This window comes from Streptomyces mobaraensis NBRC 13819 = DSM 40847 (assembly GCF_017916255.1).
In the GTDB taxonomy this organism is placed as follows: Bacteria; Actinomycetota; Actinomycetes; order Streptomycetales; family Streptomycetaceae; genus Streptomyces; species Streptomyces mobaraensis.
Genome location: NZ_CP072827.1, coordinates 4533225 through 4558932 on the forward strand (window position 1 = coordinate 4533225; position 25708 = coordinate 4558932).

A 25708-nucleotide genomic window follows, 5' to 3' on the forward strand; every position below is an offset into this window, starting at 1 on the left:
CGGCCGGTGGGGCCGGACGGGAGCGGACGCACCGGGCGGCCTCGGCACCGCGTCGGACGGTCCGGCGACCCCACGGGACCACGCCGTGGGGCAAGATGTCGCCCATGGGGAGTTTCGCTGCACACGACGGCGTGATCGCGGGGCGCTATCGGCTGGAGCGGCGGATCGGGCGCGGTGGCATGGGCACGGTCTGGCGTGCCACCGACGAACTGCTGGGCCGCGAGGTGGCCGTCAAGGAACTGCACACGGACGACGCCGCGTCCGTCGGGGCCGCCCTGTCGTCCCAGGAGCGCACCCTGCGCGAGGCCCGGGCGGTGGCCCTCATCAAGCACCCGAACGTCATCGTGCTGCACGACATCGTGGAGCAGGACGGCCGGCCCTGGATCGTCATGGAGCTGGTGGACGGCCGGTCGCTGGCCGACCGGCTGGCGGCGGACGGCCCGGTGGACGCGCGCGAGGCGGCCCGGATCGGGCTCGCGATGCTGGGCGCGCTGCGCGCCGCCCACGAACGGGGAGTCCTGCACCGGGACATCAAGCCCCCGAACGTCCTCCTGGAGGCGGGCAGCGGGCGCGTGGTGCTCACCGACTTCGGCATCGCCCGGGTGTCGGGCGCCACGACGATCACCGAGACCGGGGCGTTCGTCGGATCGCCCGAGTACACCGCGCCCGAGCGGATGGCCGGCGGCCAGGCGGGCCCGGAGTCGGACCTGTGGTCGCTGGGGGTGCTGCTCTGCACGGTGCTCAGCGGCGAATCGCCGTTCCACCGCGACTCGCTGGGCGGCATCCTGCACGCGGTGGTCTACGACGAGATCCGGCCGCCGACGTCCGCGGGACCGCTGCTGCCGGTCGTCCGCGGCCTGCTGGAGCGCGACCCGGCCCGGCGCATGGGCGCGGACGAGGCCGAACGGCTGCTGCGCGGCTACCTGGACACCGGACGCACCCCTGCCGCCTCCCTGCACTACACGCCCACCCAGCGCGGCGTCCCCACGCCGACGCCCGCCGCACCGGCCGACCCGCGCGTCCCGGCGCCGGCCCCGGGGGCCTCGAACGCCGCACCCGCCGCACCCTCGCCCTCCGGTCCGCCGACTCCGCCCACCCCGGCGGCAACCGCCGAGGCACGGCCGGAACCGCCCGCCGCGCACCCCGCGACGCCCCCGGGCACGCCGCCCGCGACGCCCCCCGCGGCGTTCGTCCCGCCCCCCGGGCCGTCCGCGCCCCGCCGTACCGTGCGGATCCGTACCGCGGTGCTGGCCGGCGTCGCCGTGGTCACCCTGGCCGGGCTGGGGGCCGGGGTGGCGGCCTGGCTGATGCTGCGCGGCGACGGGGAGCGGGACGACGCCCGCGGGCCCGCCGTGGTCCGCCCGGCCCGTCCGTCCGCCGCGGGGTCCGCCGCCGCGTCCGCGCGCCCAGGGCCGCACGGGCCCGCCGCGGGCGCCTCCGCCGGGACGCCCGCCACGGGACCGGCCGCGAGCGCCGGGTCCGAGACCCCGCCGCCCGGCTCGCCGACCCCGCCCGCGTCCCCGGCGGCGGGCAAGGCCCCGGAGGGCTACCACGTCGTCCGGGACCCGATGGGCTTCACCCTCGCCGTCCCCGACGGCTACACCCGCTCGCTCGAACCGCCGCGCGTCTTCTACTACTCGCCGGACAAGGAGTTCCGCATCGGGGTGCTGATCTCCGACCCCAAGGACGGCGGTCCGATCGGCTTCATGCGCGACTCCGCCTCCCAGGCGCCGGACCACTACCCCGGCTACCGCGACGGCCGTGTCACCCGCACCACGCACAACGGGAACCAGGCCGCCTCCTGGGAGTTCACCTGGGACGGCTTCGAGGACACGGCCGGTCCGCGGCACACCGAGGACGTCTGCTGGAACGAGGGCGGCAAGATGTACGACGTGTGGGTGTCCGCCCCGGCCGCCCGGTCCGCCGAGGGGCGCCGGCAGTTCGACACCGTCCTCAGGAGCTTCGGCCGGTCCGGGTGACCCCCGCCCGGCCCTCCGGAGCCACTCCGCAAACTGCGCCATCAACCACTGGCGGGATTGTGGATGACCGGTGAAAACAAGCTACTTGCGGGTATCCAAAAGGCCGCGCCCCCGCCTACGCTCGCCCTCATGACGGACTCGCGGCACAGCACAGCAGTGGCGGCGCAGGCCCCGGCGGCCCCCGGGGGCAACCCCGTCGCCCCGGCCAAGGACACCCGGACGGCGGCCGACGTGGTCACCCCGGAGCTCGTCGCCCGCCTCACCCGCGGGGTGACCGGTTCCGGCACCACCGCCAACCACACCCCGTTCACCGAGGAGGAGCTGGCCCGGCTGCCGGAGGCGACGCCCGAGGACGTCGCGACGGCCTTCGCGCGGGCGCGCGAGGCGCAGCGCCGGTGGGCGGACGTACCGGTGCGCCGGCGCGCGGACGTCCTCCTGCGCTTCCACGACCTCCTGTTGAGCCGGCAGTCGGAGGTCCTGGACCTCATCCAGCTGGAGACCGGCAAGGCCCGTCTGCACGCGCACGAGGAGGTGCAGGCCGTCGCCGTCGCCGCCCGGCACTACGGCCGCGGCGCCCCCGCCTACCTGCGGCCGAAGGCGCACACGGGAGTGCTGCCGCTGCTCACCAAGGTCACCGAACTGCGCCGTCCCCGGGGCGTGGTGGGCCAGATAGCCCCCTGGAACTACCCGCTGGAGCTGTCGGTCGGCGACGCCCTCCCGGCGTTCGCCGCCGGCAACGCGGTGGTCATGAAGCCGGACACCGAGACGGCCCTCACCGCGCTGTGGGCCCGTGACCTGCTGATCGAGGCGGGGCTCCCGGAGGAGCTCTGGCAGGTGGTCCTGGGCGAGGGCCCGGTCGTCGGCCCCGAGGTCGTGGCCCACGCCGACTACGTGACGTTCACCGGTTCCACCCGCACCGGCCGCGACGTCGCCCAGCGCGCCGCGGCCCGGCTGGTCGGCGCCTCGCTGGAGCTCGGCGGCAAGAACGCCATGCTGGTCCTGCGCGACGCGGACGTGGAGAAGGCCGCCGCCGGCGCGGTCCGCGGCTGCTTCTCCACCGCCGGCCAACTGTGCATCTCCATCGAGCGGTTGTACGTCCACCGCGCGGTCGCCGACGCCTTCCTGGAGCGCTTCACCGCCCGCACCCGCGCCCTGCGGCTCGGCACCTCCCTGGCGTACGGCGCCGACATGGGCTCGCTGACCTCCCGGCGGCAGCTGGAGACGGTGGTCCGGCACGTCGAGGAGGCCGTCGCCAAGGGGGCCACGGTCCTCGCCGGCGGACGCCCCCGCCCGGACATCGGCCCCCTCTTCCACGAGCCCACCGTCCTGGAGGGCGTCGAACCCCCGATGGCCGTCTGCGCCGAGGAGACGTTCGGCCCGGTCGTCTCCGTCTACCGCTTCGACGACGAGGACGAGGCCGTGCGCCTCGCCAACGCCACGCCGTACGGCCTCAACGCCAGCGTCTGGACCCGGGACGGCCGGCGCGGCCGGGAGATGGCCGGCCGGCTCCGGGCGGGCACGGTCAACGTCAACGAGGCGTACGCCGCCGCCTACGGCAGCGCCGCCGCGCCCATGGGCGGCATGGGGGAGTCCGGCATCGGCCGCCGGCACGGCGCCGAGGGCATCCTCAAGTTCACCGAGGCGCAGACCGTCGCCCACCAGCGGCTGGTGCCGCTCGCGCCGTCCTTCGGGCTGGACGACGCGGCGTACGCGCGGCTGATGACCGGCGGCCTGCGCGCGCTGAAGGCCCTCCGCCTGCGCTGACGCACCGGCCGCGCCGCCCCGCACACCCCGACCCCTACACGGAGGTACTGGTGGCACAGTTCGACTACGACGTCATCGTCGTGGGATCCGGTTTCGGCGGCGCGGTGGCGGCCCTCCGGCTGTCGGAGAAGGGCTACCGCGTCGGGGTGCTGGAGGCCGGCCGGCGCTTCACCCGCGACTCCCTGCCGAAGACGTCCTGGGACCTGCGGAACTTCCTGTGGGCACCGGCCCTCGGCCTCTACGGCATCCAGCGCATCCATCTGCTGGGCCACGTCATGGTCCTCGCGGGCGCCGGCGTCGGCGGCGGCTCGCTCAACTACGGCAACACCCTCTACGTTCCGCCGCCGTCGTTCTTCACCGACCCGCAGTGGGCGGACATCACCGACTGGCGCAAGGAGTTGGAGCCATACTACGAGCAGGCGCGACGAATGCTCGGCGTCCGGCTCAACCCGACGACGACGCCGTCCGACGTCCACCTCAAGGCCGCCGCGGACCGGATGGGCTACGGCCACACCTTCCAGGCCGCCCCGGTCGGCGTCTTCTTCGGCGACGGGCGGGACGGGGAGGGCAACGCCCCGGTCGCGCCCGGGACCGAGGTGCCCGACCCCTACTTCGGCGGCGCCGGGCCGGCGCGCACCGCCTGCACCGAGTGCGGCGAGTGCATGACCGGCTGCCGGCGCGGCGCGAAGAACACCCTCAACGAGAACTACCTCCACCTCGCCGAACGGGCCGGCGCCGTGATCCACCCGCTGACCAAGGTGGTGGCGCTGAGCGAACTCCGCGACGGCGGCTGCCGCGTGGTCACCGTCCCCACCGACCGGCGGCGCGCCGCCCCGCCCCGGGTGCTGCGCGCGGAACACGTGGTGGTCGCCGCCGGCACGTACGGCACCCAAACCCTGCTGCACACCATGCGCGACCGCGGCCTGCTGCCCCGGCTCTCGCCCCGCCTCGGCCACTTGACCAGGACGAACTCCGAGGCGCTGTTCGGCGCGCAGACCACCGACCGCCGCTACCGCGCGGTGCACGGCACCGGCGTCGACTTCACCCGCGGCGTGGCCATCACCTCGTCGGCGTACCCCAACGACAACACGCACATCGAGCCCGTCCGCTACGGCAAGGGGTCGAACGCGATGGGCTTCCTGTCGATCCCGCTGGTCCCGCTCGCCGGCCGGGCGGTACCGCGCGTCCTGGGCTTCGCCGCGACCTGCGCGCGGCACCCGACGGTCCTGCTGCGGTCGTTCTCCAAGCGGCGCTGGTCCGAGCGGACCATCATCGGCCTGGTGATGCAGTCCGTGGACAACTCCCTCACCACGTACCGCCGCAGGAGGGGGCCGGGGAAGGGGCTGCTGACCGCGCGGCAGGGGCACGGCGCGCCCAACCCGGTGCAGATCCCGGAGGCGGTGGAGGCGGCGACCAGGATCGCCGAGGAGATCGGCGGGTTCGCCGGCAGCAACGTGGGCGAGCTCATGGGCACCCCGCTGACGGCCCACTTCCTGGGCGGCTGCACGATCGGTTCCGGTCCCGACCGGGGCGTGATCGATCCGTACCACCGCGTCTACGGTCATCCGTCGATCTCGGTGGTCGACGGCTCCGCGGTCACCGCGAACCTCGGCGTCAACCCGTCGCTGACCATCACGGCCCAGGCCGAGCGGGCCATGTCCTTCTGGCCCAACAAGGGCGAGGCCGACCCGCGGCCCGAGCAGGGCGGCGCGTACGAGCGGGTGGCCGCCGTGGAACCGCGCGAACCGGCGGTGCCGAAGGACGCGTTCGGGGCGCTGCGGCTGCCGTTCCTGCCCGTCCCGCCGGTACCGCGCGCGCCCCGGGAGTGAGCGCGGGGCGTCCGCACGGGCGGCGTGCGCCGCGCGGCCGGTCGCGCACGGCGCACGGCAGGCGAAGGGCCCCGGACCGTCTACGCGGGGGCGTGCGGACGGCCACGGGGCCCTTGAAGCCGGCACCGGTGGAACAGGGCGGCCCGGTGCCGCGGTACGGCGCCGGGGGGAGCGCCGTGGTCTTCGGGTGGTGCGGGGCGCGCTTCCGGTGGTCCGACCAATGGCGGTGCGCTCCAAGGGAATTCGCGCCCTCTTGGCATCGTGGGGTATGAACCGCGTCGAACGCAACCGTTCGGGGTGGATACGGTCGGTTCCAGGCGTCCCCGGAACCGACCGTTCCTTGGTGGCGGCCGGGCTGCTGTCCCCTGCCGACCGGCCGCCGTACCACCGGAGTGAGGTCCCACGACGCGCGTCGGCGCGCGTCTCACACTCCGGTGGAATCCGCCCTGTCGTTGCCGGGCGCCCAGGTGAACAGGGGCGGAGACCACGCGTGGATTCAGGTGGGCCGCTCCTGGCTGGCGCGGACACCGACTCCAACGAAGGCGGCTCGCGCCCGGTCACGCGCCGTACGGGTGACGGGGCGGGCGGCGGGTTTCCGCCGCGCCGGCGGCGCCGTCCGGCCGCCGGCCCGAGGGGGTTCAGACGCGGCCCCGGCAGAGGTCCAGCAGGGTCATCGCGAGGACGGTGCCGTTCTTCCCCAGCCGGTCGCTGTAGTGGGTGAGGATCTCCATCTCGCGGGAGAGGTTGACACGGCGCCCGCCGGAGGCGATGCGCTCGCGCTGGATCTCCTCCGAGACGGCCATCCGCTCCTGGACGAGGCCGATGATCCTGCCGTCGAGTTCGTCGATGCGCTCCCGGGCGCCGGTGATCAGGCGGGCGGCCTCGTCGGTGCGGGCGCCGGTGTCGGTGGTGGCGGGGGTGACGGGTGCGGTGGTCGTGGTCATGTCCGGTGTTCTCCTCGGGTGGGGGCCCGGCGCCGGCGCGGCCCTGAGGGGAAACGCGCGAGCGCCCCGGGCCTTGGCCGGCCCGGGGCGCTCGTGGAAGTCGCTGTTCTATCGCTGAGCAGCACGACCATGGCAGCCGGACGGGCCGGTGCCATAGGTAAAGACGAAGGTCGAGTGCTCGCGCATGGCGGACAGTATGGCCCTCGGGGGGCCCCGGAGCCAACCGCATTCGGATGGTGAGACAAAAGCGGCCACCCCCGTCCCGGTAGAATCGACAAATAGAGACCCCCACCCTCGACCGCCGGAAGGGCCGCTCCCGTGTCAGCAGCACCACCCCCCGCCGCCCACGACAACACCGCGGAGCCGGTCCTCGTCGTCGACTTCGGCGCGCAGTACGCCCAGCTCATCGCCCGCCGCGTCCGTGAGGCGCGGGTCTACAGCGAGGTCGTCCCGTCCACCACTCCGGTGTCCGAGATCCTGGCCCGCAAGCCGAAGGCGATCATCCTCTCCGGCGGCCCCTCGTCCGTCTACGAAGAGGGCGCCCCGACGCTCGACCGCGAGATCTTCGAGGCCGGCGTCCCCGTCTTCGGCATGTGCTACGGCTTCCAGCTGATGGCCACGACCCTCGGCGGCACGGTCGACAACACCGGCGCCCGCGAGTACGGCCGCACCCCGCTGACCGTCTCCCGGCCGTCCTCCACCCTCTTCGAGGGCACCCCGGCCGAGCAGCCGGTGTGGATGTCGCACGGCGACGCCTGCTCCGCCGCGCCCGAGGGCTTCACCGTCACCGCGTCCACGGACCTGGTGCCGGTCGCCGCCTTCGAGAACGACGAGAAGAAGCTGTACGGCGTGCAGTACCACCCCGAGGTGATGCACTCCACGCACGGCCAGCAGGTCCTGGAGCACTTCCTCTACCGGGGCGCGGGCATCGAGCCCACCTGGACCACGGGCAATGTGATCGAGGAGCAGGTCGCGGCCATCCGCGAGCAGGTCGGCACCAAGCGCGCCATCTGCGGCCTGTCCGGCGGTGTGGACTCCGCGGTCGCCGCGGCCCTCGTCCAGAAGGCCATCGGCTCCCAGCTGACCTGCGTCTACGTCGACCACGGGCTGATGCGCAAGGGCGAGACCGAGCAGGTCGAGAAGGACTTCGTCGCCGCGACCGGCGTCAAGCTGAAGGTCGTGGACGCGCAGGAGCGCTTCCTGGCCGCCCTCGCCGGCGTCTCCGACCCGGAGGAGAAGCGGAAGATCATCGGCCGGGAGTTCATCCGGGTCTTCGAGCAGGCCCAGGCCGAGATCGTCGCCGAGGCCCCGGACGACCAGCCCGTCGAGTTCCTGGTCCAGGGCACGCTCTACCCCGACGTCGTCGAGTCCGGCGGCGGCACGGGCACCGCGAACATCAAGTCCCACCACAACGTGGGCGGCCTCCCCGAGGACCTGGAGTTCAAGCTCGTCGAGCCGCTGCGCCAGCTGTTCAAGGACGAGGTCCGCATGGTCGGCAAGGAGCTCGGCCTCCCGGACGAGATCGTCCAGCGCCAGCCGTTCCCGGGCCCCGGCCTCGGCATCCGCATCGTCGGCGAGGTCACCAAGGAGCGCCTCGACCTGCTGCGCGAGGCCGACGCCATCGCCCGCGAGGAGCTGACGGCCGCCGGTCTCGACCGTGAGATCTGGCAGTGCCCCGTGGTCCTGCTGGCCGACGTCCGCTCGGTGGGCGTCCAGGGCGACGGCCGCACCTACGGCCACCCGATCGTGCTCCGCCCGGTCTCCTCCGAGGACGCGATGACCGCCGACTGGTCGCGCCTGCCCTACGAGACCCTGGCGAAGATCTCCACCCGCATCACCAACGAGGTGCGCGACGTCAACCGCGTCGTCCTCGACGTGACCAGCAAGCCGCCGGGGACGATCGAGTGGGAGTGACCGCTCCCTGAGCCCCGGCCGTGCCGCCCTTCGTCCACAGCTGTGGACGAAGGGCGGCACGGCCTTTTCCCGGCCGCCCGCGCCCGGGGGGCCGTCCGCTTCGCCGCGGTGGTGCGTAGGGTCGGGGGACGTACGACGCATGACCGGGGCGCGGGCGGCCGGGAAGAGAAGCCGTGCCGTCCGGGCCGGGAAGCGAGAGGAGCGGTGGACGGCATGACACTCCTGGGACGAGGGGAAACGTTGAGCGGCGGTACGGGACGACGTCCTTCGGCCTCGCTGTACGCGCTGCTGCCGCTGCGGCTGTTCCTCGGCGTCACCTTCCTCTACGCGGGGCTCGACAAGCTCACCGACGGGGCGTTCCTCGCGAGCGACGGCCCTGGCTCGCTCGGGGAGCTGATGCGCTCCTGCCGGGACAGCGCCGGCGCTCCCTGGCTCGTCGACCTGGGGCTGCACAGCCCGGTCGGCTTCGGCTGGGCGATCGGGCTCGGAGAGGTGGCCGTGGGCGCGGCCACGCTGCTCGGACTCTTCGCCCGCGTGGCGGCGGCCGGCGGCGCACTGATCTCGCTCTGCCTCTGGCTGACGGTCAGTTGGTCCTCGACCCCCTACTACTACGGCAACGACCTCGTCTATCTGATGGCCTGGCTCCCGCTGGCCATCGCGGGGGCTCCCCTGCTGTCCCTGGACGCCGTGCGCCCCCGCCGCCGGGCCCGCGCCCGGCGGGGCGCCTTGTTCACTTGAGCGTTCACCTGAGCCCGGCGTTCACCTGAGCCCGGCGTTCACCTGAGCCCGGCGGGCGCCCGGGACCGGCGGGCGGCTCACTCCCGCTCTGCCCGGCCGAGCGCACGGGCCGCCCGGTGCCGGCGCACGAGGAACCCGATGGACGAGGCGGCCCCCGCCAGACAGAGCCCCCCGACCAGGGCGGGCAGCAGCGCGAAGGCGGGGAAGCGCCAGCGGCCGACCGCCGCCGCGAGGTAGGCCAGCCCACCGCCCACCAGCACCAGGCCGATGACGAGCTTGCCGGGCTCGAACTCATGGCGTCGCACGGGTCACCTCCACCTCACCGATACCTGCCTTCAGCCGCAGCTCCAGCGTGCCGCGCGAGGCGTGCCCCGGCAGCGGGTCCACGGTCACCCGCTTGTTCTGGCGGGGTTTGACGTCCACGTCGTCACGGCCGCTGCCGGGCAGCTTGATGTATCCGATCCCCACCTCCATCGTCAGCTTCGCCGTGACGTCGTCGGGGATGACGACCGTCAGCCGTCCGGCACCCGCCTCGGCGCGGGTGGCCAGGGGCTTCGCGCCCTGCCCGCCCGCCGGCCAGGAGAGGTGGGACAGGTCGAGGGTGCCCACGCCCGTGCCGACCTCGTACGCGGGCCGGAGCTCCGCCGCGCTCGCCGGCCGCCAGGTCACCCGGCGCCACTCCGTGGTGACCGACTTCGGCAGGGCGGCCGCCCCCATCAGCAGCAGCCCGGTCAGCACGGCCGCGGTGACCGTCCCGCCGCCGGTGCGGCCGTAGCGGGAGCTGACGGCTATGCCCAGCCCGTAGACGGCCAGCGCGCATGCCAGACCCGTCTCCAAGGAGGTGCCCAGGGGCCGCCCGTGCCAGGTGAGGGCCGTGCCGGCCGAGAACGCCACGAGGGCCAGCAGGGCCGTCCAGCCGCCGAGCTGCCGCCCGTCCCGCGCCGGGCGCTCCGGCCGCGCCTCCCGCCGGGCCGTGGCGTCGGCCGGGCCGCCGTCGTCGTCCGGCCCCCACAGATAACCGGTGCCGTGGTACGGCAGGCCGGCCACCTCCACGTGGAGGACCGGATCCCGCCACCACGACGGTACGGCCGGCGGCGGGGGCGCCTGGGTCTCGGGCGGCGCGTCCACCTGCGCCTTCGCCGGCCTCCCGGCGCCCGGCACCGAGGCCGCCTCCTCGCCGGCGTCGGGCGTCCGGCGCCGCTGCGACCAGTACGCCGTCCCCACCAGGGCCACGGTCAGCAGCAGGGAGAACGACATGGCACCGCTGTTGTTGAGCATGGACAGGAACAGTCCGCAGCCCACCAGCGCGCACAGCACTGCCGTCAGCGCCGGGCCGTCCACCCGGCCCGACAGCATCCGGCGCCCCTCGTTCTCCTCCTCGCCCTCCAGGGGGATCAGCAGCCACGCGAAGCCGTACACGATCAGCCCGAAGCCGCCGGTGACCGCCAGGACCCCGAGGACCACCCGGAAGATCACCGGGTCCAGGTCGAAGAAGCGGCCCAGCCCCCCGCACACGCCGGAGAGCACCTTGTGGTCGCGGCTGCGCCGCAGCGGGGGCCCGGACGCGGCGGGTGGCGCGTCCCGGTGCTGCGGGTTCTCGGCGGGCGGTGCGTCGGTCATGAGCACATGGTGTCAACCGCGGCCGCCGAGCGGCATCCGTGATGACCCTGGCCCTTCCCTGAGATCGACCCTGAGATCAAGACGGTTAGGGTGGCGCATCGAACAGGCAATCGTCATTCGGAGGGGCGTGCGGTGTCCGAGTCAGTGTCCGGTGCGCCGGGCGGGGTGCCCGGCCCGGCCTCCGGCCGCCTGCTCGCCGGCCGGTACCGGCTGCTCCGGCGCATCGGCCGCGGCGGCATGGGCACCGTGTGGCTCGCCGAGGACGAACTGCTGGGCCGCCGCGTCGCGGTCAAACAGCTCCACGTGCCCCACGGGCTGGACGAGGAGGACCTCGCCACCCTCTACGAGCGGACCCGCCGGGAGGCGCGCAGCGCGGCGCGGATCAGCCACCCGAACGTGGTCGTCGTCCACGACGTGGTCGAGGACGACGAGGGGCTGCCGTGCATCGTGATGGAGCACGTGCCGTCGAAGACCCTCGGCGAGGTGCTGAAACAGGGGCCTCTGGCGCCGGAGGAGGCGGCCCGGATCGGACGCGGGATGATCGCCGCGCTGCGCGCCGCCCACGCGGCCGACGTCCTGCACCGCGACGTCAAGCCGGGGAACGTGCTGCTCGGCGACGACGGCCGGGTCGTGCTCACCGACTTCGGCATCGCGCACCTGGCCGGGAACTCCACCCTCACCAAGACCGGCGAGATGGTCGGTTCGATCGACTACATCGCCCCCGAGCGCGTCCGGGGCGCCCGGCCGGGCCCGGCCTCGGACCTGTGGGCGCTGGGCGCCACGCTGTACGAGGCGGTCGAGGGCCGGACGCCGTACCAGCGGCCCACGCCCGTCGAGACGGCGTACGCCATCGCCGTGGACCCGTTGGAACCCCCGTTGCGCGCCGGGTCGCTGACCCGGTTGATCGAGACCCTGCTGTCCCGGGACCCGGACCTGAGGCCCCCCGCCGACCTGGTCGAGCAGATCCTGCGCGAGCCGGCCGCCGAGCCGGGGACGGCCCGTCACCCCGCGCCGGGAGCGGACGGGTTCGAGCGGTCCGAGGCCACCACCGCCGTGACGCCGCCCCACGCCGCACCCGCCGCGGAGCCGTCCGCTCCGGTGCCGGGTACGGTTCCGGCGCCGGATGCCACGCCGGCATCGGCCCCTGTCCCGGCACCGGATCCCGTTCCCGTAGCGGATCTCGCGCCGGCTCCCGGTCGGCGGCCGACCGCGCCCACCGCCGTCGCGCCCGCTCAGCCCGCACCACCCGCGCCCGCTTTCGTTTCCGCCCCCACTTCCGCTTCCGCCGGGCGGCCGGTGACCGAGCGCCCGTCCGGCGGGCGGCGGCGGATCGTCAAGTGGGTGGCGGTGGCGGTCGTTCCGGGGATCGTGGCCGCGGTCGCCGCCTTCTTCCTCCTTCCGGGGGAGAAGAAGGACGACGCCGCGCCGCCGGCGCCGGAACACTCGTCGTCCTCGCCGGCACCCACGCCCACCCCCTCCTCGCCGCCGCCCGTACCGCCCGGCTACCGCTTGGTGACCGAGAAGGACCTCGGGGTCGCCTTCCCCGTGCCGAAGGGCTGGAGCCGGAAGGAGAAGTCGGCCGTCGAGGTGGACTACATCGACCCCACCGGCCTCGTCGACCTCAAGGTCAACGTCCTGGACCTGGCGAACCCCGATCCGCTGAACCACTGGCAGGACGTCGAACAGCAGGTGAGGACGAAGGTCGACGCCTACCGGCGGCTGCGCATGCAGGCCACCGCCTACCGGGGCGACCCGGCCGCCGTCTGGGAGTTCGTCTTCAAGGGCCGCGTCCGCGAGTTCCGCGCCATCGACCTGGGCTTCGGCCGCGCCGGCGGCGACGAGTACGCCGTGTACCTCTCCGCGCCCTCGGCCGACTGGGACCGCCATCGACCGGTCTTCGACGCGGTCCGGGACGGGTTCCGGGTGCTCCCGCGCTGACCGGTGCCGTGCCGGCCGGGGCAGCTTGACGGGCCGTGGCGGGAACCGGTGTAAGGGGCGGCGACGGGGTTCCCTCGGGGGAACAGATCGGGGTCCGATCAGGGACGACCCCGATACCGCGGGGCGCCACGGCGTGTGACGATCGTGCCATGACCGGCGCATCGACGACGCAGCCCCGAGCCGGCGGTGCCTACGCGCCCGCCGCCCCCGACCCCGTGCCCCTGCGCAAGCTCTACCGCAGCGCCGAGGGCCGGATGCTCGGCGGCGTGGCGCGCGGCCTCGCCGGTCACCTGGGGGTGCCGGTCTCCTGGGTGCGGCTGGTCTTCCTCGCCCTGCTCATGGCCCAGGGCATGGGCGCGCTGCTCTACGCGGTCTTCTGGTTCGTCGTGCCGCTGGGTGTGGGCGGTGTCGAGGCACGCCGGCCGGACGAGGAGGTGGCGCCGGACGGCCGGAGGCACCTGTTCGCCCGCAAGCCGGACCGGGGGCAGGTCTTCGCGTTCATCGCGCTCATCGTGGGCGCCGCGATCTTCTTGGACCGGCTGCACCTCGGCCGCGCCAATGTCTACGTCTGGCCGCTGGTCCTGATCGGAGCCGGTGTCGCCCTGGTGTGGCGGCAGGCGGACAACGCCCGGCGGGCCCACTGGGTGGAGGTGAGCCGGCGCAAGCGGGTCCTGCCGCTCGCCCGGGGCGCGGCCGGCGTCCTGCTGGTCGGCGCCGGGGTGACCGGCATCGTCGTGCTCCAGGGCTCCGCCGAGCATCTGGGCACCGTGCTGCAGGCGTCGCTCGCGGTCCTGGTCGGCATAGCCCTGCTGGCGGGTCCGTCCGTCGTGCGTATGACGCAGGATCTCTCCGCCGAGCGCACCATGCGCATCCGCGCCCAGGAACGGGCCGAAGTCGCCGCGCACGTCCATGACTCGGTCCTGCATACGCTCACTCTGATCCAGCGCAACGCGGAGGACTCCAGGGAGGTGGCCCGCCTCGCCCGGGCCCAGGAGCGCGAGTTGCGGGCCTGGCTCTACAACCCCGAGGGCCACGGCAAGGACGAGTCCGACGAGCCCGAGACCCTGGCGGAGGCCGTACGCGCCAACGCCGCCGAGGTCGAGGACCACCACGGCGTCCCCCTGGAGGTGGTCGTGGTCGGCGACTGCCCGCTCGACGAACGCCTGCGGGCACAGATGCAGGCCGCGCGCGAGGCCATGGTCAACGCCGCGAAATACGGTGGTGAGGGCGGGGCGGTTCAGGTCTACGCCGAGGTCGAAGGGCGTACGGTCTTCGTCTCGGTGCGCGACAGGGGACCGGGCTTCGACCCGGACGCCGTGCCCGACGACCGGATGGGGGTCCGGGAGTCGATCATCGGCAGAATGCAGCGCAACGGTGGCACCGCGCGCCTGCGCTCCGTTCCCGACGGGGGGACGGAAGTGGAGCTGGAGATGGAGAGGGCGGAAGAGACATCATGACGAACGGGACGACGACCGAGCCGGTGGACCGGCGGGTCCGGGTGGTGCTGGTGGACGACCACCGGATGTTCCGCACCGGGGTGCAGGCCGAGATCGGGGTCACCGACCGTACGGGTGTCGAGGTCGTCGGCGAGGCCGCCGACGTCGATCAGGCCGTCACCGTCATCACCGCCTCCCGCCCCGAGGTCGTCCTGCTGGACGTGCACCTGCCCGGTGGCGGCGGGGCGGAGGTGCTGCGCCGCTGCGCCGGGATGCTCGCCTCGACCGAGGCGCCGATCCGGTTCCTCGCGCTGTCCGTGTCCGACGCCGCGGAGGACGTCATAGGAGTCATCCGTGGTGGCGCGCGGGGCTATGTGACCAAGACGATCACGGGCTCGGACCTGATCGACGCGATCTTCCGGGTGCGGGATGGGGACGCCGTGTTCTCCCCGCGGCTGGCCGGGTTCGTCCTCGACGCCTTCTCCTCCACCGCGGCCCCGCCCGTCGACGAGGACCTCGACCGGCTCACCCAGCGTGAGCGCGAGGTACTGCGGCTGATCGCGCGGGGCTACGCCTACAAGGAGATCGCCAAGCAGCTGTTCATCTCCGTGAAGACCGTCGAGTCCCATGTCTCGGCCGTGCTGCGCAAGCTCCAGCTGTCCAACCGGCACGAGCTGACGCGGTGGGCGACGGCCCGGCGCCTGGTGTGAGAGACGGCACCTTCCGTCACCGCGCGGAACCGTAGTCACCCGCCGCCCCTCTGCAGAGGGTGAGTGGCTCTCGAGAAGCAGGGCCCGGGCCCGCCGGGCCTGACACCGGAACGAGAGCCGCTGACTCGATGAGCCTGATGGGAACGCCCTTCTTCGTGACCACGATCGCCCTGGTCGTGGTGGCGCTCGTCCTGCCGTTGCTGGTGTGGAGCAGGATCCCGGGCCCGAAGTTCGTCCGGTTCGCGACGCGGCTGCTGATGCTGCTCTTCGCCCAGGCGGCCGCGATCACCGCGGTCTTCGTGGTCGTCAACGACGACAACGACCTGTACGACAACTGGGACGACCTGCTCGGCACGGGCAACCACGTCACCTCGGCCGCCTACTTGGGAGCGGACGGCACCGGTGGCAAGAAGCTGAAGGACCTGCCGAAGGTCGTCCAGAAGTTCACGGCCGTCACCGACTCGCTCATGGGGGAGGGCGTCCGGCGGACGCAGCTCAAGGGCGCCGTCTCGGGCGTGAGCGGGGAGGTCTACGTCTGGACCCCGCCCCAGTACGACGATCCCCGGTTCAAGGACAAGAAGTTCCCCGTGGTGGAGGTGCTGCCCGGCTTCCCCGGTTCGGCGAAGGCGTGGTTCGGCTCCCTGAAGGTCAACGAGCAGCTCAAGCCCATGATGGAGCGGGGCGAGATCCAGCCCTTCGTCATCGTCGCGCCCCGCACCACCCTCCTCGGCGGCAACGTGGACACCGGCTGCGCCAACACTCCCGGCAAGATCAACGCCGACACCTGGCTCAGCTTCGACGTCCGCAAGATGGTCGTCGACAACTTCCGCGTCAGCGACAAGCCCAAGGCATGGGGTGTCGCCGGCTACTCGGCGGGCGCGCACTGCGCCGCCAAGCTCACCATCGCCCACCCCGACCGCTTCCACGCCGGAGTGAGCCTCTCCGGCTACAACGACCCCGCCGGTGTGCCCTCCTCGCTCACGGCCCGGACCCCCGACCTCCGCCGCGCCAACAACCCGCAGCGGATGCTCGAGGGGGCCAGGACGCCGCCGCACGTGGCGCTGTTCTTCTCGGGCGGCGAGCTGGACGGCTACCGGGCCGGTATGGACGTCAAGAAGGTGGCGAAGCCGCCGACCACCGTGGTGGTCAAGAAGATCCCGGCCGCCGCCGGCGGCCACAACACGGCCGTCTGGAAGGAGCAGGTCCCCGAGGTCTTCCGGTGGCTCACCAAGCAGCTCGCCCCGTGACACCTCCGGCCCTGACCCCGCGGCCCGCTACGCGGGTCTGACCGCGCCGGCGAAGGGCATCGAGTCCACCGGCGCGATGCTGACGGGCGCCCCCGGATGCGGGGCGTGGATCATCTTCCCGTCGCCGATGTAGAGACCCACGTGGCTCACGCCGGAGTAGAAGAACACCAGGTCACCCGGGGCCAGTCGGGACCTGGTGACCCGGTGGCCGGAGTTGATCTGGGTGTAGGTGGTGCGCGGCAGCGAGACGCCGGCCGCCCGCCAGGCCGCCTGTGTCAGCCCCGAGCAGTCGTAGCCGGACGGCCCGGTGGCCCCCCAGACGTAGGGCTTGCCCAGCGCCCCGTAGGCGAAGGCCACGGCCTGCGCTGCGCGGCCCGTCGCCGGAACGTGTGCCGCCGCCGCGGGCTGCGGCGCAGCCTCGGTGGGCGCCGAGCGTCCGGCCGCGTGACCGGCCCCGGTGACGTCCTGTCCGTCGTCGGCGGGCCGGGCGGCGGGCGGCAGGGTACGGAGCAGGTCGCGCGCGGCGGCGAGCTTGGCCTCGATGGTCCGGCGGTGCCTCGCGAGCGTGTTCCGCTCGGCCTCCAGCTCCCGCAGCTTGCCCTCGGCCGTGGTCCTGACCTGCCGTACCTGCCGGAGTTCCTCCCGTACCCGGGCCACCTCGGTGGCCTCGCGGGCCCCGGTGCGCTCGGCCATCGACGCCCGGTCCAGGAAGTGCCGGGGCGAGGACGAGAGCAGCAGCCGCACCGAGGAGGGGATGCCCCCGGCGCGGTACTGGGCAGTGGCGTACGACCCGAGGGCGTCGCGGGCGGTGTTGAGCCGCTCCGTCCGGCGGGCGGCCTCGTCCTGGAGGCCGTCGAGCACGGCCCGGGCCCGGTCGGTGCGCTCCTTCGCCCCGTTGTACCGCTCCGTCGCCACCTCGGCCTGCCGGTAGTAGCGCGCGACCTGTGCCTTCACCTCGTCCGGGGTCCGCTGGGGCGCCGCGTGGCCGGTACCGGCCGGCACGGTGGCGGTGGCGGCGCCCGCCAGGGCGAGGCCGGCCGCCGTCCGGGCGGTGCCACTGAGGAGCGGGTGGTGCTTGGGCTTGCGGTGCGACGCCACGGTGGCCGTCACTTCCTTCCTGTCCGGCGGCAGGCTGGGGGCTCAGGCGGCGGCCCGTCCGAGGGGGGAGGAGGGCGGGCCACCGCCGTCTGGGGCAGGACGCTAAACCGCGAGATCCGCCGGTAACGCGCATGACTGTTAATGGCCGGAACCGGTGGTGAAACGACCGGTGCGGGCCGGTAACTCCTCGGCCCCACGGAAGGTTTCAATCCAGGACTGACCGAATCGATGATCTTTGCCCGGTTACGGGGGAGTTGGTGCTACGGAACCCGATTTATTCGGAGCTCGACCCTCCGGCTAAGGTCGGCCCCCATGGACCCTCTGATTCACGCCATGATCGGCCTGCACGTCATCGGCATCGCCGCCCTGCTCGGCGGCTTTCTGACCCAGATGAAGGCCATGGGCAAGGGGGAAGCCCGGATGGTCCCCTCGATGCTGCACGGCGCCCTCACCATGCTGGTCACCGGCATGGCGCTGGTCGGTCTGCACCGTGCGCAGGGCGACGCGGTGAACACCTTCAAGATCGGCCTGAAACTGTCCCTGCTGGTCGTGGTCCTCGCCCTCGTGTACCTGAACCGGGACCAAGAGGAGGGGGAACGGGTCGGAACCGCCGCCTTCGGCACGGTCGGGGCGCTGACCACGGCCGACGTCTTCATCGCCGTCCTCTGGACGTGACCCGTGCCACAGCCCGCCTCCCCGGCCCCCGGGGAACGGGGAGGGACGGGTTGTCAGTGGGGCCGCCTAGACTCGGATGACGATGAGCAGCCTCTTTGACGACAGCTTCCTGGCGGATCTCGTCCCTTCCGACGAGGAGCCGCCTCCTCCTCCGGAGGACTCGGCCCCCGAGCCGCTGCCGGACGACCTCTTCGGCGGCGCCTTCGACGCGCCCGTCCCCCGGGAGGCGTACTACCGCGACGGCGCCCCGCGGCCCGTCGTGGACCCCGCCGCGCTGCTGGAGGGCATGAACGACCAGCAGCGCGCCGCCGTGGTGCACTCCGGCTCGCCGCTGCTCATCGTCGCCGGCGCCGGTTCGGGCAAGACCCGCGTCCTCACCCACCGCATCGCCCACCTCCTCGGCGCCCGGGGCGTCCACCCCGGGCAGATCCTCGCGATCACCTTCACCAACAAGGCCGCGGGCGAGATGAAGGAACGCGTCGAGCAGCTCGTCGGCCCCCGGGCCAACGCGATGTGGGTGATGACGTTCCACAGCGCGTGCGTCCGGATCCTGCGCCGGGAGAGCAAGAAGCTCGGCTTCACGTCGTCCTTCTCGATCTACGACGCCGCCGACTCCAAGCGGCTCATGGCCCTGGTCTGCCGCGACCTGGACCTCGACCCGAAGAAGTTCCCGCCGAAGTCCTTCAGCGCGAAGATCTCCAACCTCAAGAACGAGCTCGTCGACGAGGAGGCGTTCGCCGCGCAGGCTGCCGACGGCTTTGAGAAGACCCTCGCCGAGGCCTACGCGATGTACCAGTCGAGGCTGCGCGAGGCCAACGCGCTCGACTTCGACGACATCATCATGACCACGGTCCACCTGCTCCAGGCGTTCCCGGACGTCGCCGAGCACTACCGGCGGCGCTTCCGGCACGTTCTGGTCGACGAGTACCAGGACACCAACCACGCCCAGTACACGCTCATCCGCGAGCTGGTGGGCACCCCCGCGACGGCGGGCGAGGAGGGCCCCGGCGAGCTCTGCGTCGTGGGCGACGCCGACCAGTCCATCTACGCCTTCCGCGGCGCCACCATCCGCAACATCCTCCAGTTCGAGGAGGATTACCCGGACGCCACGACGATCCTGCTGGAGCAGAACTACCGCTCCACGCAGACGATCCTGAGCGCCGCCAACGCGGTCATCGAGCGCAACGAGAACCGCCGCCCGAAGAACCTGTGGACCGAGGCCGGCGCCGGCTCCGCGATCACCGGTTACGTGGCCGACACCGAGCACGACGAGGCCCAGTTCGTCGCCGACGAGATCGACCGGCTGACCGACGCCGGCGACGCCAAGGCCGGTGACGTCGCGGTCTTCTACCGGACCAACGCCCAGTCCCGCGTCTTCGAAGAGATCTTCATCCGCGTCGGCCTGCCCTACAAGGTCGTCGGCGGCGTGCGCTTCTACGAGCGCAAGGAGGTCCGGGACGTCCTGGCCTACCTGCGCGTCCTGGCCAACCCCGAGGACACCGTGCCGCTGCGCCGGATCCTCAACGTGCCCAAGCGCGGCATCGGCGAGCGCGCCGAAGCCATGATCGACGCGCTGTCGCTGCGCGAGAAGATCAGCTTCGCGCAGGCGCTGCGTCGCGTGGACGACGCCTACGGCATGGCCGCGCGCTCGGCCAACGCCGTCAAGCGCTTCAACGTCCTGATGGACGAGCTCCGCACGATCGTCGAGTCCGGCGCCGGACCGGCCACCGTCCTGGAGGCGGTCCTGGAACGCACCGGCTACCTGGCCGAACTCCAGGCGTCCACCGACCCGCAGGACGAGACCCGCATCGAGAACCTCCAGGAACTCGCGGCCGTGGCGCTGGAGTTCGAACAGGAGCGGACCGAGGACGAGCCCGGCACCCTCGCGGAGTTCCTGGAGAAGGTCGCCCTGGTCGCCGACTCCGACCAGATCCCCGACGAGGACACCGAGGGCACCGGCGTCATCACGCTGATGACCCTGCACACCGCCAAGGGCCTGGAGTTCCCGGTCGTCTTCCTCACCGGCATGGAGGACGGCGTCTTCCCGCACATGCGCGCCCTCGGCCAGACCAAGGAGCTGGAGGAGGAGCGGCGGCTCGCCTACGTGGGCATCACCCGGGCCCGCGAGCGGCTCTACCTGACCCGGTCGAGCATGCGCAGCGCCTGGGGCCAGCCCGCCTACAACCCGCCGTCCCGCTTCCTGGAGGAGATCCCGGACCGGTACGTCGAGTGGCGCCGCACCGGGCCCGCCACGCCGTCGGCGTCGGTGTCCGGGATGGCCTCGGGCCGGTCGTCGTCCTCGGCGTTCTCGTCGTCTTCGCATATCGGCGGCCGGGGCGCGGCGGGGCCGAGCGGTTTCGCCACGCGGCGGGCCAAGGACCGTCCGGTGGTGTCGCTGGCGATCGGCGACCGGGTCACCCACGACTCGTTCGGCCTGGGCACGGTCGTCGGCGTCAAGGGCAGTGGGGACAACGCCGAGGCCACGATCGACTTCGGCCAGGAGAAGCCCAAGCGCCTGCTGCTGCGCTACGCGCCGGTCGAGAAGCTGTAGCCGGGGGCCGGGGGCGGCGCCGGTCGGCGGCCGCCCCCGGGCCGGTCAGGTCGGGTCGAGGTCGTGGGCGCGCAGCCACGGCAGCGGGTCGACGGCCGAACCGCCGGGCCGCACCTCGAAGTGCAGGTGCGGGCCGGTGGAGTTGCCCGAGTTGCCGGAGTAGGCGATCACGTCGCCGGCCTTGACCTGCCCGGACCGCACCCGGGTGCTGCTGAGGTGGCAGTACCAGGTCTCGGTCCCGTCCGGGGAGGTCACTATGGCCATGTTGCCGTAGGCGACGTTGTACTGGGTGCGGACCGTGCCGTCGGTGGCCGCCATCACGGGGGTGCCGTAACTGACGGGGAAGTCGATGCCGGTGTGCACGGACATCCAGTTGACGCCCGCCTGCCCGTAGTACGCGCTGAGTCCGTGCTGGGCGACGGGCAGGGCGAACTTGGGCCGCTCGGCCTCCTTACGGGCGGCCTCCTCGGCCTTCCGCTTGCGCTCTTCCTCCTGGCGCAGCCGCAGGTCGATGCGTTCCTGCGTCCGGTTGGCGCGCGTGGCGAAGTCGTCCGCCCCCCGGCTCAGCCCGGCGAGCTGGGTGTCCAGCGTGTTGTTGGCGGCGGAGAGCTTGACGGTGGACGCGTCGGGGGCGGACGCGGCCTGGGTCTGCTGCGCCTCGTGCCCACCGCTGGACGCGACGGTCGCGGCGGCCACACCGGCCACACCCATCACGGCGACCGAGGGCACGGCCACCGTGAGGAGGGCCTTGCGGCGGGGGCGGTAACCGGAGCGGGGGGCGCCGCCCTTGCGCCGGTTGCGGACCGGGCGGTCGCCCGCGGCGGGCGCCTCGGCGTCGTGCCGGTCGTCGTCACCGGTGGCCCGGTCGTCCGGGACGGATCCGTCCACCGCGAGGTCGCTCGCCGAGAGGTCGTCCCGGGCGAGACCGTCCGGGGTGAGGCCCTCCGCGGGCATGGCGAAGACGGCGTGCATGGTCCGCGTGTCGGCGTCGGTCGCCGGTGCGGGGGTGGGCGGTACGGGTTCCGTGCCGAGGCCGGGGACGACGGCCATCAGGGTCGGGTCGTGCGGCGGAGCGGGTTCCGCGGCCTCCGCCCAGGCACTGGCGTCCCAGGTCTGCGTCTCCGCGGTGTGGGTGCCGCCCCAGGGATCGGCGGGCTGGGCCCAGGCCGAGGTGTCCCAGGTCTGGGTCATGGCGTGGTCGACGGGCTGCTGTGGGGTCTGCTGCGGGGAGCCGTAGCCACTGGTGTCCCACTGGCCCGACGTGTCCCACTGGGCGGAGTGCCCGGTGTGCCACTGGCCCGAGGTGTCGCTCCAGCCGTCACCAGGAAGGTTTCCCCACCCGGTCGAACCCGGCGTCTCCCACTGCCACTGACCGGCGGGTCCGCTGCCGGAGCCGGTGGCCCAGGTGCCGTCCTGGGCCTGTCCCCAGCCGGTCTGCCCTCCGGTGTCACAGGCGCTGAAATCCCAGACCTGGGTGTGACCGGAGTTGTTCCACTGATGGGTGGTGTCCCACTGGCCGGTGTCGTGTCCGGTCCAGCCGTAGGCGGTGGACTGCTGGGGGGACGGGTGGTGTCCGAATGCTGCATCGGGAGCGGGAACGGACGGGTCCGGGGCCGCCGATGGGTGACGGTCGTTCACCACCACTTCCATTTCGCCTTGGGAGCAGGAGAAGTAGCGGCGACTGTACCCGGCGGTATGCGACGGCCACAATCTTCCTCACGTTTCGCGGCCCGGGAGCCTGGGCATTTGGCCGCCTTTTGGTGGACGGGACGCCTCCGAGTCGCTTCGGCGTTCGAAAATCGTTCGACATTAATCGGGCAAGTGGAGTGCGATAAAAGGTTGACCGACGGCTTCCACGCATCACACGAAGGGGCGCCGGGCGTCCCGCCGACGCGACGCCGGAGTCACGCCACGGAGACCCGCCCGGCGTCGTCGCCGCTCTCGTCCCGCGACGCCAGTGCCTGCCGGATGCCCGCCACCACGGTCGGGTGCACCGGGAGGGCGAGATGCCCGACGCCGCTGACGCGGATGTTCCGCACCACCAGGTCCGGATGGTCGAGACGGGCCGTCTCCACGGGGACCATCACCTGGTCCAGATCGCTCCAGAAGGCGACGAAGCGCGTCCGGCAGCCGGGGGCCGGCGCGGTCAGCTCCCTGAGGAGCTCGGAACCCGGGCGCATCTGCCGTACCAGAGGGTGCGCCGACATCGGCGGCGCCACCAGGGTGCCGCCGTGCGGCGTGCCGAGCGTGATCACCCGGCGGACCAGGGCGTCACCTCCCAGCCGCTGGACGTGGTAGCGGGCCACCAGTCCGCCCAGGCTGTGCCCGACGACATCGATCCGCGCGGCGCCCGTGCGGGCCCGGAACTCCTCGACGTACCGGCTCAACGCCGCGGCGGCGGTGCGGATGTCGCGGGTGAGGAGCGAGTGGTTGAGGGAGGCCACGTGCCGCCAGCCGTGGCGGAGCAGCGAACGGCGCAGCAGGACGAACACCGAACGGTTGTCGGCGAATCCATGGAGGAGGAGCACGGGAACCCGGTCGTTCGCGATGCCGTTCCCCTCGGGTGCCAGGGGCGTGGCGAGGGGCGGCGGACGGCGTTCCTGGGTGACGCCCGTCGGATACAGCAGCGTGTGGCAGGCCAGGATGACCAGCTCCAGCGCCGTGGACCGGACCAGCGCGGCCGACGGCCGGGTGGTGCCGGAACCGGTGGATGGCGAGGCTCCGGAGACCAGAGCCCCGGAGACGAGGGATAAGGCGGGCAAGGCCCCCATGGCCGACCTCCGAACGGCACACAGGCCGATGCCCTGTCCCCCGTGTGCCCTCATGGGCAGCTGTGCGCCGGCTGCCGGGCCACCGCCGCCGTGCGGCTGACGGCGGCGGTGCGGCAGACCTCCTCGCGGCTCCCCTTCGCGGCCCGCTCCACGCTCCGCCGTGCCACGGCCGGGCGGCTGTACGGCGCGTGGCGGGCGGGAGAGGGGTGCGAGTCGCGGCGAACGTGGTGTCCCACGTGTGATTTCCCCCTCCCTCCGCACCGCGAAACGACCGCTTGCGGGATGCTGTAGATAACGTTCGTTCACACCCGGGCCCGTTCGGCACGGGATCCTCGCGGCCGGCTGACGGCAGTCGTACATGGAGGCAGTGATGGGAGTGACCGGTCCGATCCGTGTGGTGGTGGCCAAGCCGGGGCTCGACGGACACGATCGCGGGGCCAAGGTCATCGCACGTGCGCTGCGGGACGCCGGCATGGAGGTCATCTACACCGGGCTTCACCAGACCCCCGAGCAGATCGTCGACACCGCGATCCAGGAGGACGCCGACGCGATCGGACTGTCCATCCTGTCCGGCGCGCACAACACCCTGTTCGCCAAGGTGATCGAGCTGCTGAGGGAGCGCGACGCCGAGGACATCAAGGTGTTCGGCGGCGGCATCATCCCGGAGGCCGACATCCCGCCGCTCAAGGAGCTGGGGGTCGCGGCGATCTTCACGCCGGGGGCGACGACGACGTCGATCGTCGAGTGGGTCAACGCCAACGTCCGTCAGGCGGCGGGTGCCTGAGCGGACGTTCCCCTTCGGCGGGGCGGGCCGGGTGCGCGTCACCCCGCCAGCTCCGCCCGCATGACGGCGCGCAGCCGGAGCGTTCCGGCCAGCCGCTGGAACGCCTCCGCCCAGTAACCCGCCGCCCCCGGCGGGGCGGCGTCCTCGCGCGGAGCGTCGTCCGCACCGGCCGGCGCGGCCAACACGGCCAGCCGGTCGGCCTGGTCCGGGTCGAGGCAGCGTTCGGCCAGGCCCATGACGCCGCTGAAGCTCCAGGGATAGCCACCCGTGTCCCGGGCGATCTCCAGGGCGTCCACCACGGCCCGCCCGAGCGGCTCGGCCCAGGGCACCGCGCAGACCCCGATCGGCCGGAACGCGTCGGACAGCCCGTGGGCGGCGACGAACCGCGCCACCCAGTCGGCCCGTTCGGCCGCGGGGAGGACGGTGAGCAGCCGGGCCGGATCCCGCCCCGGTGAGCCCTCAGGGGCCGGGGGTGTCGTGGGCGGGCCGAGCAGGGCCCGGGCCCAGGCGGCGTCCCGCTGCCGGACGGCGGCGCGGCACCAGGCCGCGTGCAGGTCCGGCCGCCAGCCGTCGGCGACGGGCAGCGCCACCGCCTCGGCGGCGCCCGGGACCCCCAGCCGGTCCGGCCAGACGGACAGCGGTGTGGCCTCCACGATCCCGCTCAGCCACCACGACCGCGCGCCGCGCCCCGACGGGGGTTTGGCCGAGATGCCGTCCCGCCGCATCCCGTCGTCGCACTCGTGCGGGGCCTCGACCACGACGACGCCCTGGTCGAGCGCGACGCAGGTGCGGGCCCGCGCGGCCATCCGGGCGGTCAGGGCGGAACCGGGCAGAACGGCGAGGAGTTCGGCGGCCAGGGACCGGACGGAGCGGCCCCGGTCGGACAGGGCAGCTTCGAGGAACGGCTCGTCGTCCGGGGAGAGCCCATCGCGCAGCGCGCCGAGGAACGCCTGCCGGTCCTCGGCCCGTTCGGTGGCCCAGGTGCCGGCCAGCAGCTCGCGCCCGGCCGCCGCGTCGTGCCGCCGAACCGCGGTGAGGGCGGCCAGACGTTCGGCGAACAGGCCCTCCCGCCACACGCGTCGCAGCCCGTCGAGGCCGGTGGCGTCCGGTGGGCCGGAGGAGGCCGGGGAGACCGGGGAGGCCGCCCCCGGCCCCGGCGGATGGGAGCGGAGCGCGTACGCCCACTGCGGGTTGAGACCGGCCAGCCACCGCCCGCGGGGTCCGGCGAAGGCCAGCGCCTCGGGACGGAGGTCGGTGCGGGCCCGCGCGGCGTCGAGGAGACCGGGCAGCAGGGCGTCCGGCGGACGGTAGCCGCGTGCGTTGGCGGCGGTCAGCCACTGGGGGAGCAGCTCGACGAGGTCGGGGGCCGCCGTCCGGCGCCGGTCACCGCCGCCGGCCCGCTCGCCGAGGAGCAGCGCCAGCCGTCGCCGGGCGGCCTCGGGCAGCGGCGGGCGGGGATCGGGGGGCGCGGGCTCGGGGCGTCTCCCCGCGGCGACGGGCAGGGCGGCGGCGCGACGCCGCACGGTGTGCAGGGCGGCGGCGTCCAGCAGGGCGAGGGCGGGGTCCTGCCCGGGGCGTGGCGCGGTCGGCGCGCCGCGTCGGCCGGTGCCGATCAGGGCGGCGGTGACGAGGTCGTCCCAGGGGACGTCCAGGGGCGGGGCCGTGTGGCCGGGTGCGTTCATGGGTGGCCTTTCGAGGGTGGCGTCGCAG

Annotated in this window: 20 protein-coding genes; 12 read left to right on the forward strand and 8 right to left on the reverse strand. The window is 73.5% G+C overall.

Features of this window, described 5'->3' with window-relative positions; all coding sequences use genetic code 11:
- Window positions 1-104 precede the first annotated feature (104 nt).
- The 3 genes from J7W19_RS19585 to J7W19_RS19595 all read left to right on the forward strand — a co-directional run bounded on the left by J7W19_RS19585 (window position 105) and on the right by J7W19_RS19595 (window position 5572).
- Window positions 105-1979, forward strand: a complete 1875-nt coding sequence (locus tag J7W19_RS19585; RefSeq protein ID WP_040890150.1) for a serine/threonine-protein kinase — start codon at window positions 105-107, stop codon at window positions 1977-1979.
- Window positions 1980-2108: 129 nt separating this feature from the next.
- A complete protein-coding gene (locus J7W19_RS19590) occupies window positions 2109-3743 on the forward strand; it encodes a succinic semialdehyde dehydrogenase (protein WP_040890153.1) in 1635 nt (544 codons plus the stop codon).
- 50 nt (window positions 3744-3793) lie between these two features.
- Window positions 3794-5572 carry a GMC oxidoreductase gene (locus J7W19_RS19595; protein WP_004946170.1) on the forward strand — a complete coding sequence of 593 codons (1779 nt, stop codon included), beginning with the start codon at window positions 3794-3796 and terminating at the stop codon, window positions 5570-5572.
- Window positions 5573-6210: 638 nt separating this feature from the next.
- Here J7W19_RS19595 and J7W19_RS19600 read toward each other — a convergent pair.
- Window positions 6211-6516, reverse strand: coding sequence for a chorismate mutase (locus tag J7W19_RS19600; RefSeq protein ID WP_004946172.1), 306 nt, complete (start codon window positions 6514-6516; stop codon window positions 6211-6213).
- Window positions 6517-6834: 318 nt separating this feature from the next.
- Between J7W19_RS19600 and guaA the strand changes: the two genes are divergently transcribed.
- On the forward strand, window positions 6835-8430 hold the full coding sequence (gene guaA / locus J7W19_RS19605) for a glutamine-hydrolyzing GMP synthase (RefSeq protein WP_004946175.1): 1596 nt from the start codon (window positions 6835-6837) through the stop codon (window positions 8428-8430).
- A 213-nt stretch (window positions 8431-8643) separates the two neighbouring features.
- On the forward strand, window positions 8644-9168 hold the full coding sequence (locus tag J7W19_RS19610) for a DoxX family protein (protein WP_040889989.1): 525 nt from the start codon (window positions 8644-8646) through the stop codon (window positions 9166-9168).
- A gap of 77 nt (window positions 9169-9245) precedes the next feature.
- Here the strand turns inward: J7W19_RS19610 and J7W19_RS19615 are convergent, their stop codons facing one another.
- Window positions 9246-9473, reverse strand: a complete 228-nt coding sequence (locus J7W19_RS19615) for a hypothetical protein (RefSeq protein ID WP_004945584.1) — start codon at window positions 9471-9473, stop codon at window positions 9246-9248.
- A complete protein-coding gene (locus J7W19_RS19620) occupies window positions 9460-10788 on the reverse strand; it encodes a PspC domain-containing protein (protein WP_040889975.1) in 1329 nt (442 codons plus the stop codon). The genes J7W19_RS19615 and J7W19_RS19620 overlap by 14 nt, the downstream gene beginning before the upstream one ends.
- A gap of 132 nt (window positions 10789-10920) precedes the next feature.
- Between J7W19_RS19620 and J7W19_RS19625 the strand changes: the two genes are divergently transcribed.
- The 4 genes from J7W19_RS19625 (at window position 10921) to J7W19_RS19640 (ending at window position 16119) form a co-directional block, all read left to right on the forward strand.
- Window positions 10921-12726, forward strand: coding sequence for a serine/threonine-protein kinase (locus tag J7W19_RS19625; protein WP_004945589.1), 1806 nt, complete (start codon window positions 10921-10923; stop codon window positions 12724-12726).
- A 149-nt stretch (window positions 12727-12875) separates the two neighbouring features.
- Entirely contained in the window at window positions 12876-14183 is a 1308-nt protein-coding gene (locus tag J7W19_RS19630; protein WP_004945592.1) for a PspC domain-containing protein, read from the forward strand.
- A complete protein-coding gene (locus J7W19_RS19635) occupies window positions 14180-14872 on the forward strand; it encodes a LuxR C-terminal-related transcriptional regulator (RefSeq protein WP_004945595.1) in 693 nt (230 codons plus the stop codon). The genes J7W19_RS19630 and J7W19_RS19635 overlap by 4 nt, the downstream gene beginning before the upstream one ends.
- A gap of 128 nt (window positions 14873-15000) precedes the next feature.
- Window positions 15001-16119, forward strand: a complete 1119-nt coding sequence (locus tag J7W19_RS19640; RefSeq protein ID WP_040889982.1) for an alpha/beta hydrolase — start codon at window positions 15001-15003, stop codon at window positions 16117-16119.
- 27 nt (window positions 16120-16146) lie between these two features.
- Here J7W19_RS19640 and J7W19_RS19645 read toward each other — a convergent pair whose 3' ends face one another.
- A complete protein-coding gene (locus J7W19_RS19645) occupies window positions 16147-17217 on the reverse strand; it encodes a C40 family peptidase (protein WP_040889990.1) in 1071 nt (356 codons plus the stop codon).
- Between the two features lie 312 nt (window positions 17218-17529).
- Here J7W19_RS19645 and J7W19_RS19650 point away from each other — a divergent pair, with 312 nt between their 5' ends.
- A complete protein-coding gene (locus tag J7W19_RS19650; RefSeq protein WP_004945602.1) occupies window positions 17530-17892 on the forward strand; it encodes a hypothetical protein in 363 nt (120 codons plus the stop codon).
- Window positions 17893-17974: 82 nt separating this feature from the next.
- Window positions 17975-20443, forward strand: coding sequence for a DNA helicase PcrA (gene pcrA / locus J7W19_RS19655; protein WP_004945606.1), 2469 nt, complete (start codon window positions 17975-17977; stop codon window positions 20441-20443).
- A gap of 45 nt (window positions 20444-20488) precedes the next feature.
- Here pcrA and J7W19_RS19660 read toward each other — a convergent pair whose 3' ends face one another.
- The 3 genes from J7W19_RS19660 to J7W19_RS19670 all read right to left on the reverse strand — a co-directional run bounded on the left by J7W19_RS19660 (window position 20489) and on the right by J7W19_RS19670 (window position 23450).
- Window positions 20489-22081 carry a M23 family metallopeptidase gene (locus tag J7W19_RS19660; protein ID WP_040889985.1) on the reverse strand — a complete coding sequence of 531 codons (1593 nt, stop codon included), beginning with the start codon at window positions 22079-22081 and terminating at the stop codon, window positions 20489-20491.
- Between the two features lie 266 nt (window positions 22082-22347).
- Window positions 22348-23214 carry an esterase/lipase family protein gene (locus J7W19_RS19665; protein ID WP_004945612.1) on the reverse strand — a complete coding sequence of 289 codons (867 nt, stop codon included), beginning with the start codon at window positions 23212-23214 and terminating at the stop codon, window positions 22348-22350.
- Window positions 23215-23264: 50 nt separating this feature from the next.
- A complete protein-coding gene (locus tag J7W19_RS19670; protein ID WP_152262135.1) occupies window positions 23265-23450 on the reverse strand; it encodes a hypothetical protein in 186 nt (61 codons plus the stop codon).
- A 134-nt stretch (window positions 23451-23584) separates the two neighbouring features.
- On the opposite strand from J7W19_RS19670, the gene J7W19_RS19675 reads away from it, so the two are divergent.
- On the forward strand, window positions 23585-23998 hold the full coding sequence (locus J7W19_RS19675) for a cobalamin B12-binding domain-containing protein (RefSeq protein WP_004945617.1): 414 nt from the start codon (window positions 23585-23587) through the stop codon (window positions 23996-23998).
- Window positions 23999-24036: 38 nt separating this feature from the next.
- Here the strand turns inward: J7W19_RS19675 and J7W19_RS19680 are convergent, their stop codons facing one another.
- Window positions 24037-25680 (reverse strand): DUF5691 domain-containing protein, encoded by a 1644-nt coding sequence (locus J7W19_RS19680; RefSeq protein ID WP_004945619.1) that lies wholly within the window; start codon window positions 25678-25680, stop codon window positions 24037-24039.
- Between the last annotated feature and the right edge of the window lie 28 nt (window positions 25681-25708).

Coding starts and splice junctions, on each gene's coding strand:
- J7W19_RS19585 (WP_040890150.1), top strand. CDS start 105: ATGGGGAGTTTCGCTGCACACGACGGCGTGATCGCGGGGCGCTATCGG.
- J7W19_RS19590 (WP_040890153.1), top strand. CDS start 2,109: ATGACGGACTCGCGGCACAGCACAGCAGTGGCGGCGCAGGCCCCGGCG.
- J7W19_RS19600 (WP_004946172.1), bottom strand. CDS start 6,516: ATGACCACGACCACCGCACCCGTCACCCCCGCCACCACCGACACCGGC.
- J7W19_RS19610 (WP_040889989.1), top strand. CDS start 8,644: ATGACACTCCTGGGACGAGGGGAAACGTTGAGCGGCGGTACGGGACGA.
- J7W19_RS19620 (WP_040889975.1), bottom strand. CDS start 10,788: ATGACCGACGCACCGCCCGCCGAGAACCCGCAGCACCGGGACGCGCCA.
- J7W19_RS19630 (WP_004945592.1), top strand. CDS start 12,876: ATGACCGGCGCATCGACGACGCAGCCCCGAGCCGGCGGTGCCTACGCG.
- J7W19_RS19635 (WP_004945595.1), top strand. CDS start 14,180: ATGACGAACGGGACGACGACCGAGCCGGTGGACCGGCGGGTCCGGGTG.
- J7W19_RS19640 (WP_040889982.1), top strand. CDS start 15,001: ATGAGCCTGATGGGAACGCCCTTCTTCGTGACCACGATCGCCCTGGTC.
- J7W19_RS19650 (WP_004945602.1), top strand. CDS start 17,530: ATGGACCCTCTGATTCACGCCATGATCGGCCTGCACGTCATCGGCATC.
- pcrA (WP_004945606.1), top strand. CDS start 17,975: ATGAGCAGCCTCTTTGACGACAGCTTCCTGGCGGATCTCGTCCCTTCC.
- J7W19_RS19665 (WP_004945612.1), bottom strand. CDS start 23,214: ATGGGGGCCTTGCCCGCCTTATCCCTCGTCTCCGGGGCTCTGGTCTCC.
- J7W19_RS19675 (WP_004945617.1), top strand. CDS start 23,585: ATGGGAGTGACCGGTCCGATCCGTGTGGTGGTGGCCAAGCCGGGGCTC.
- J7W19_RS19680 (WP_004945619.1), bottom strand. CDS start 25,680: ATGAACGCACCCGGCCACACGGCCCCGCCCCTGGACGTCCCCTGGGAC.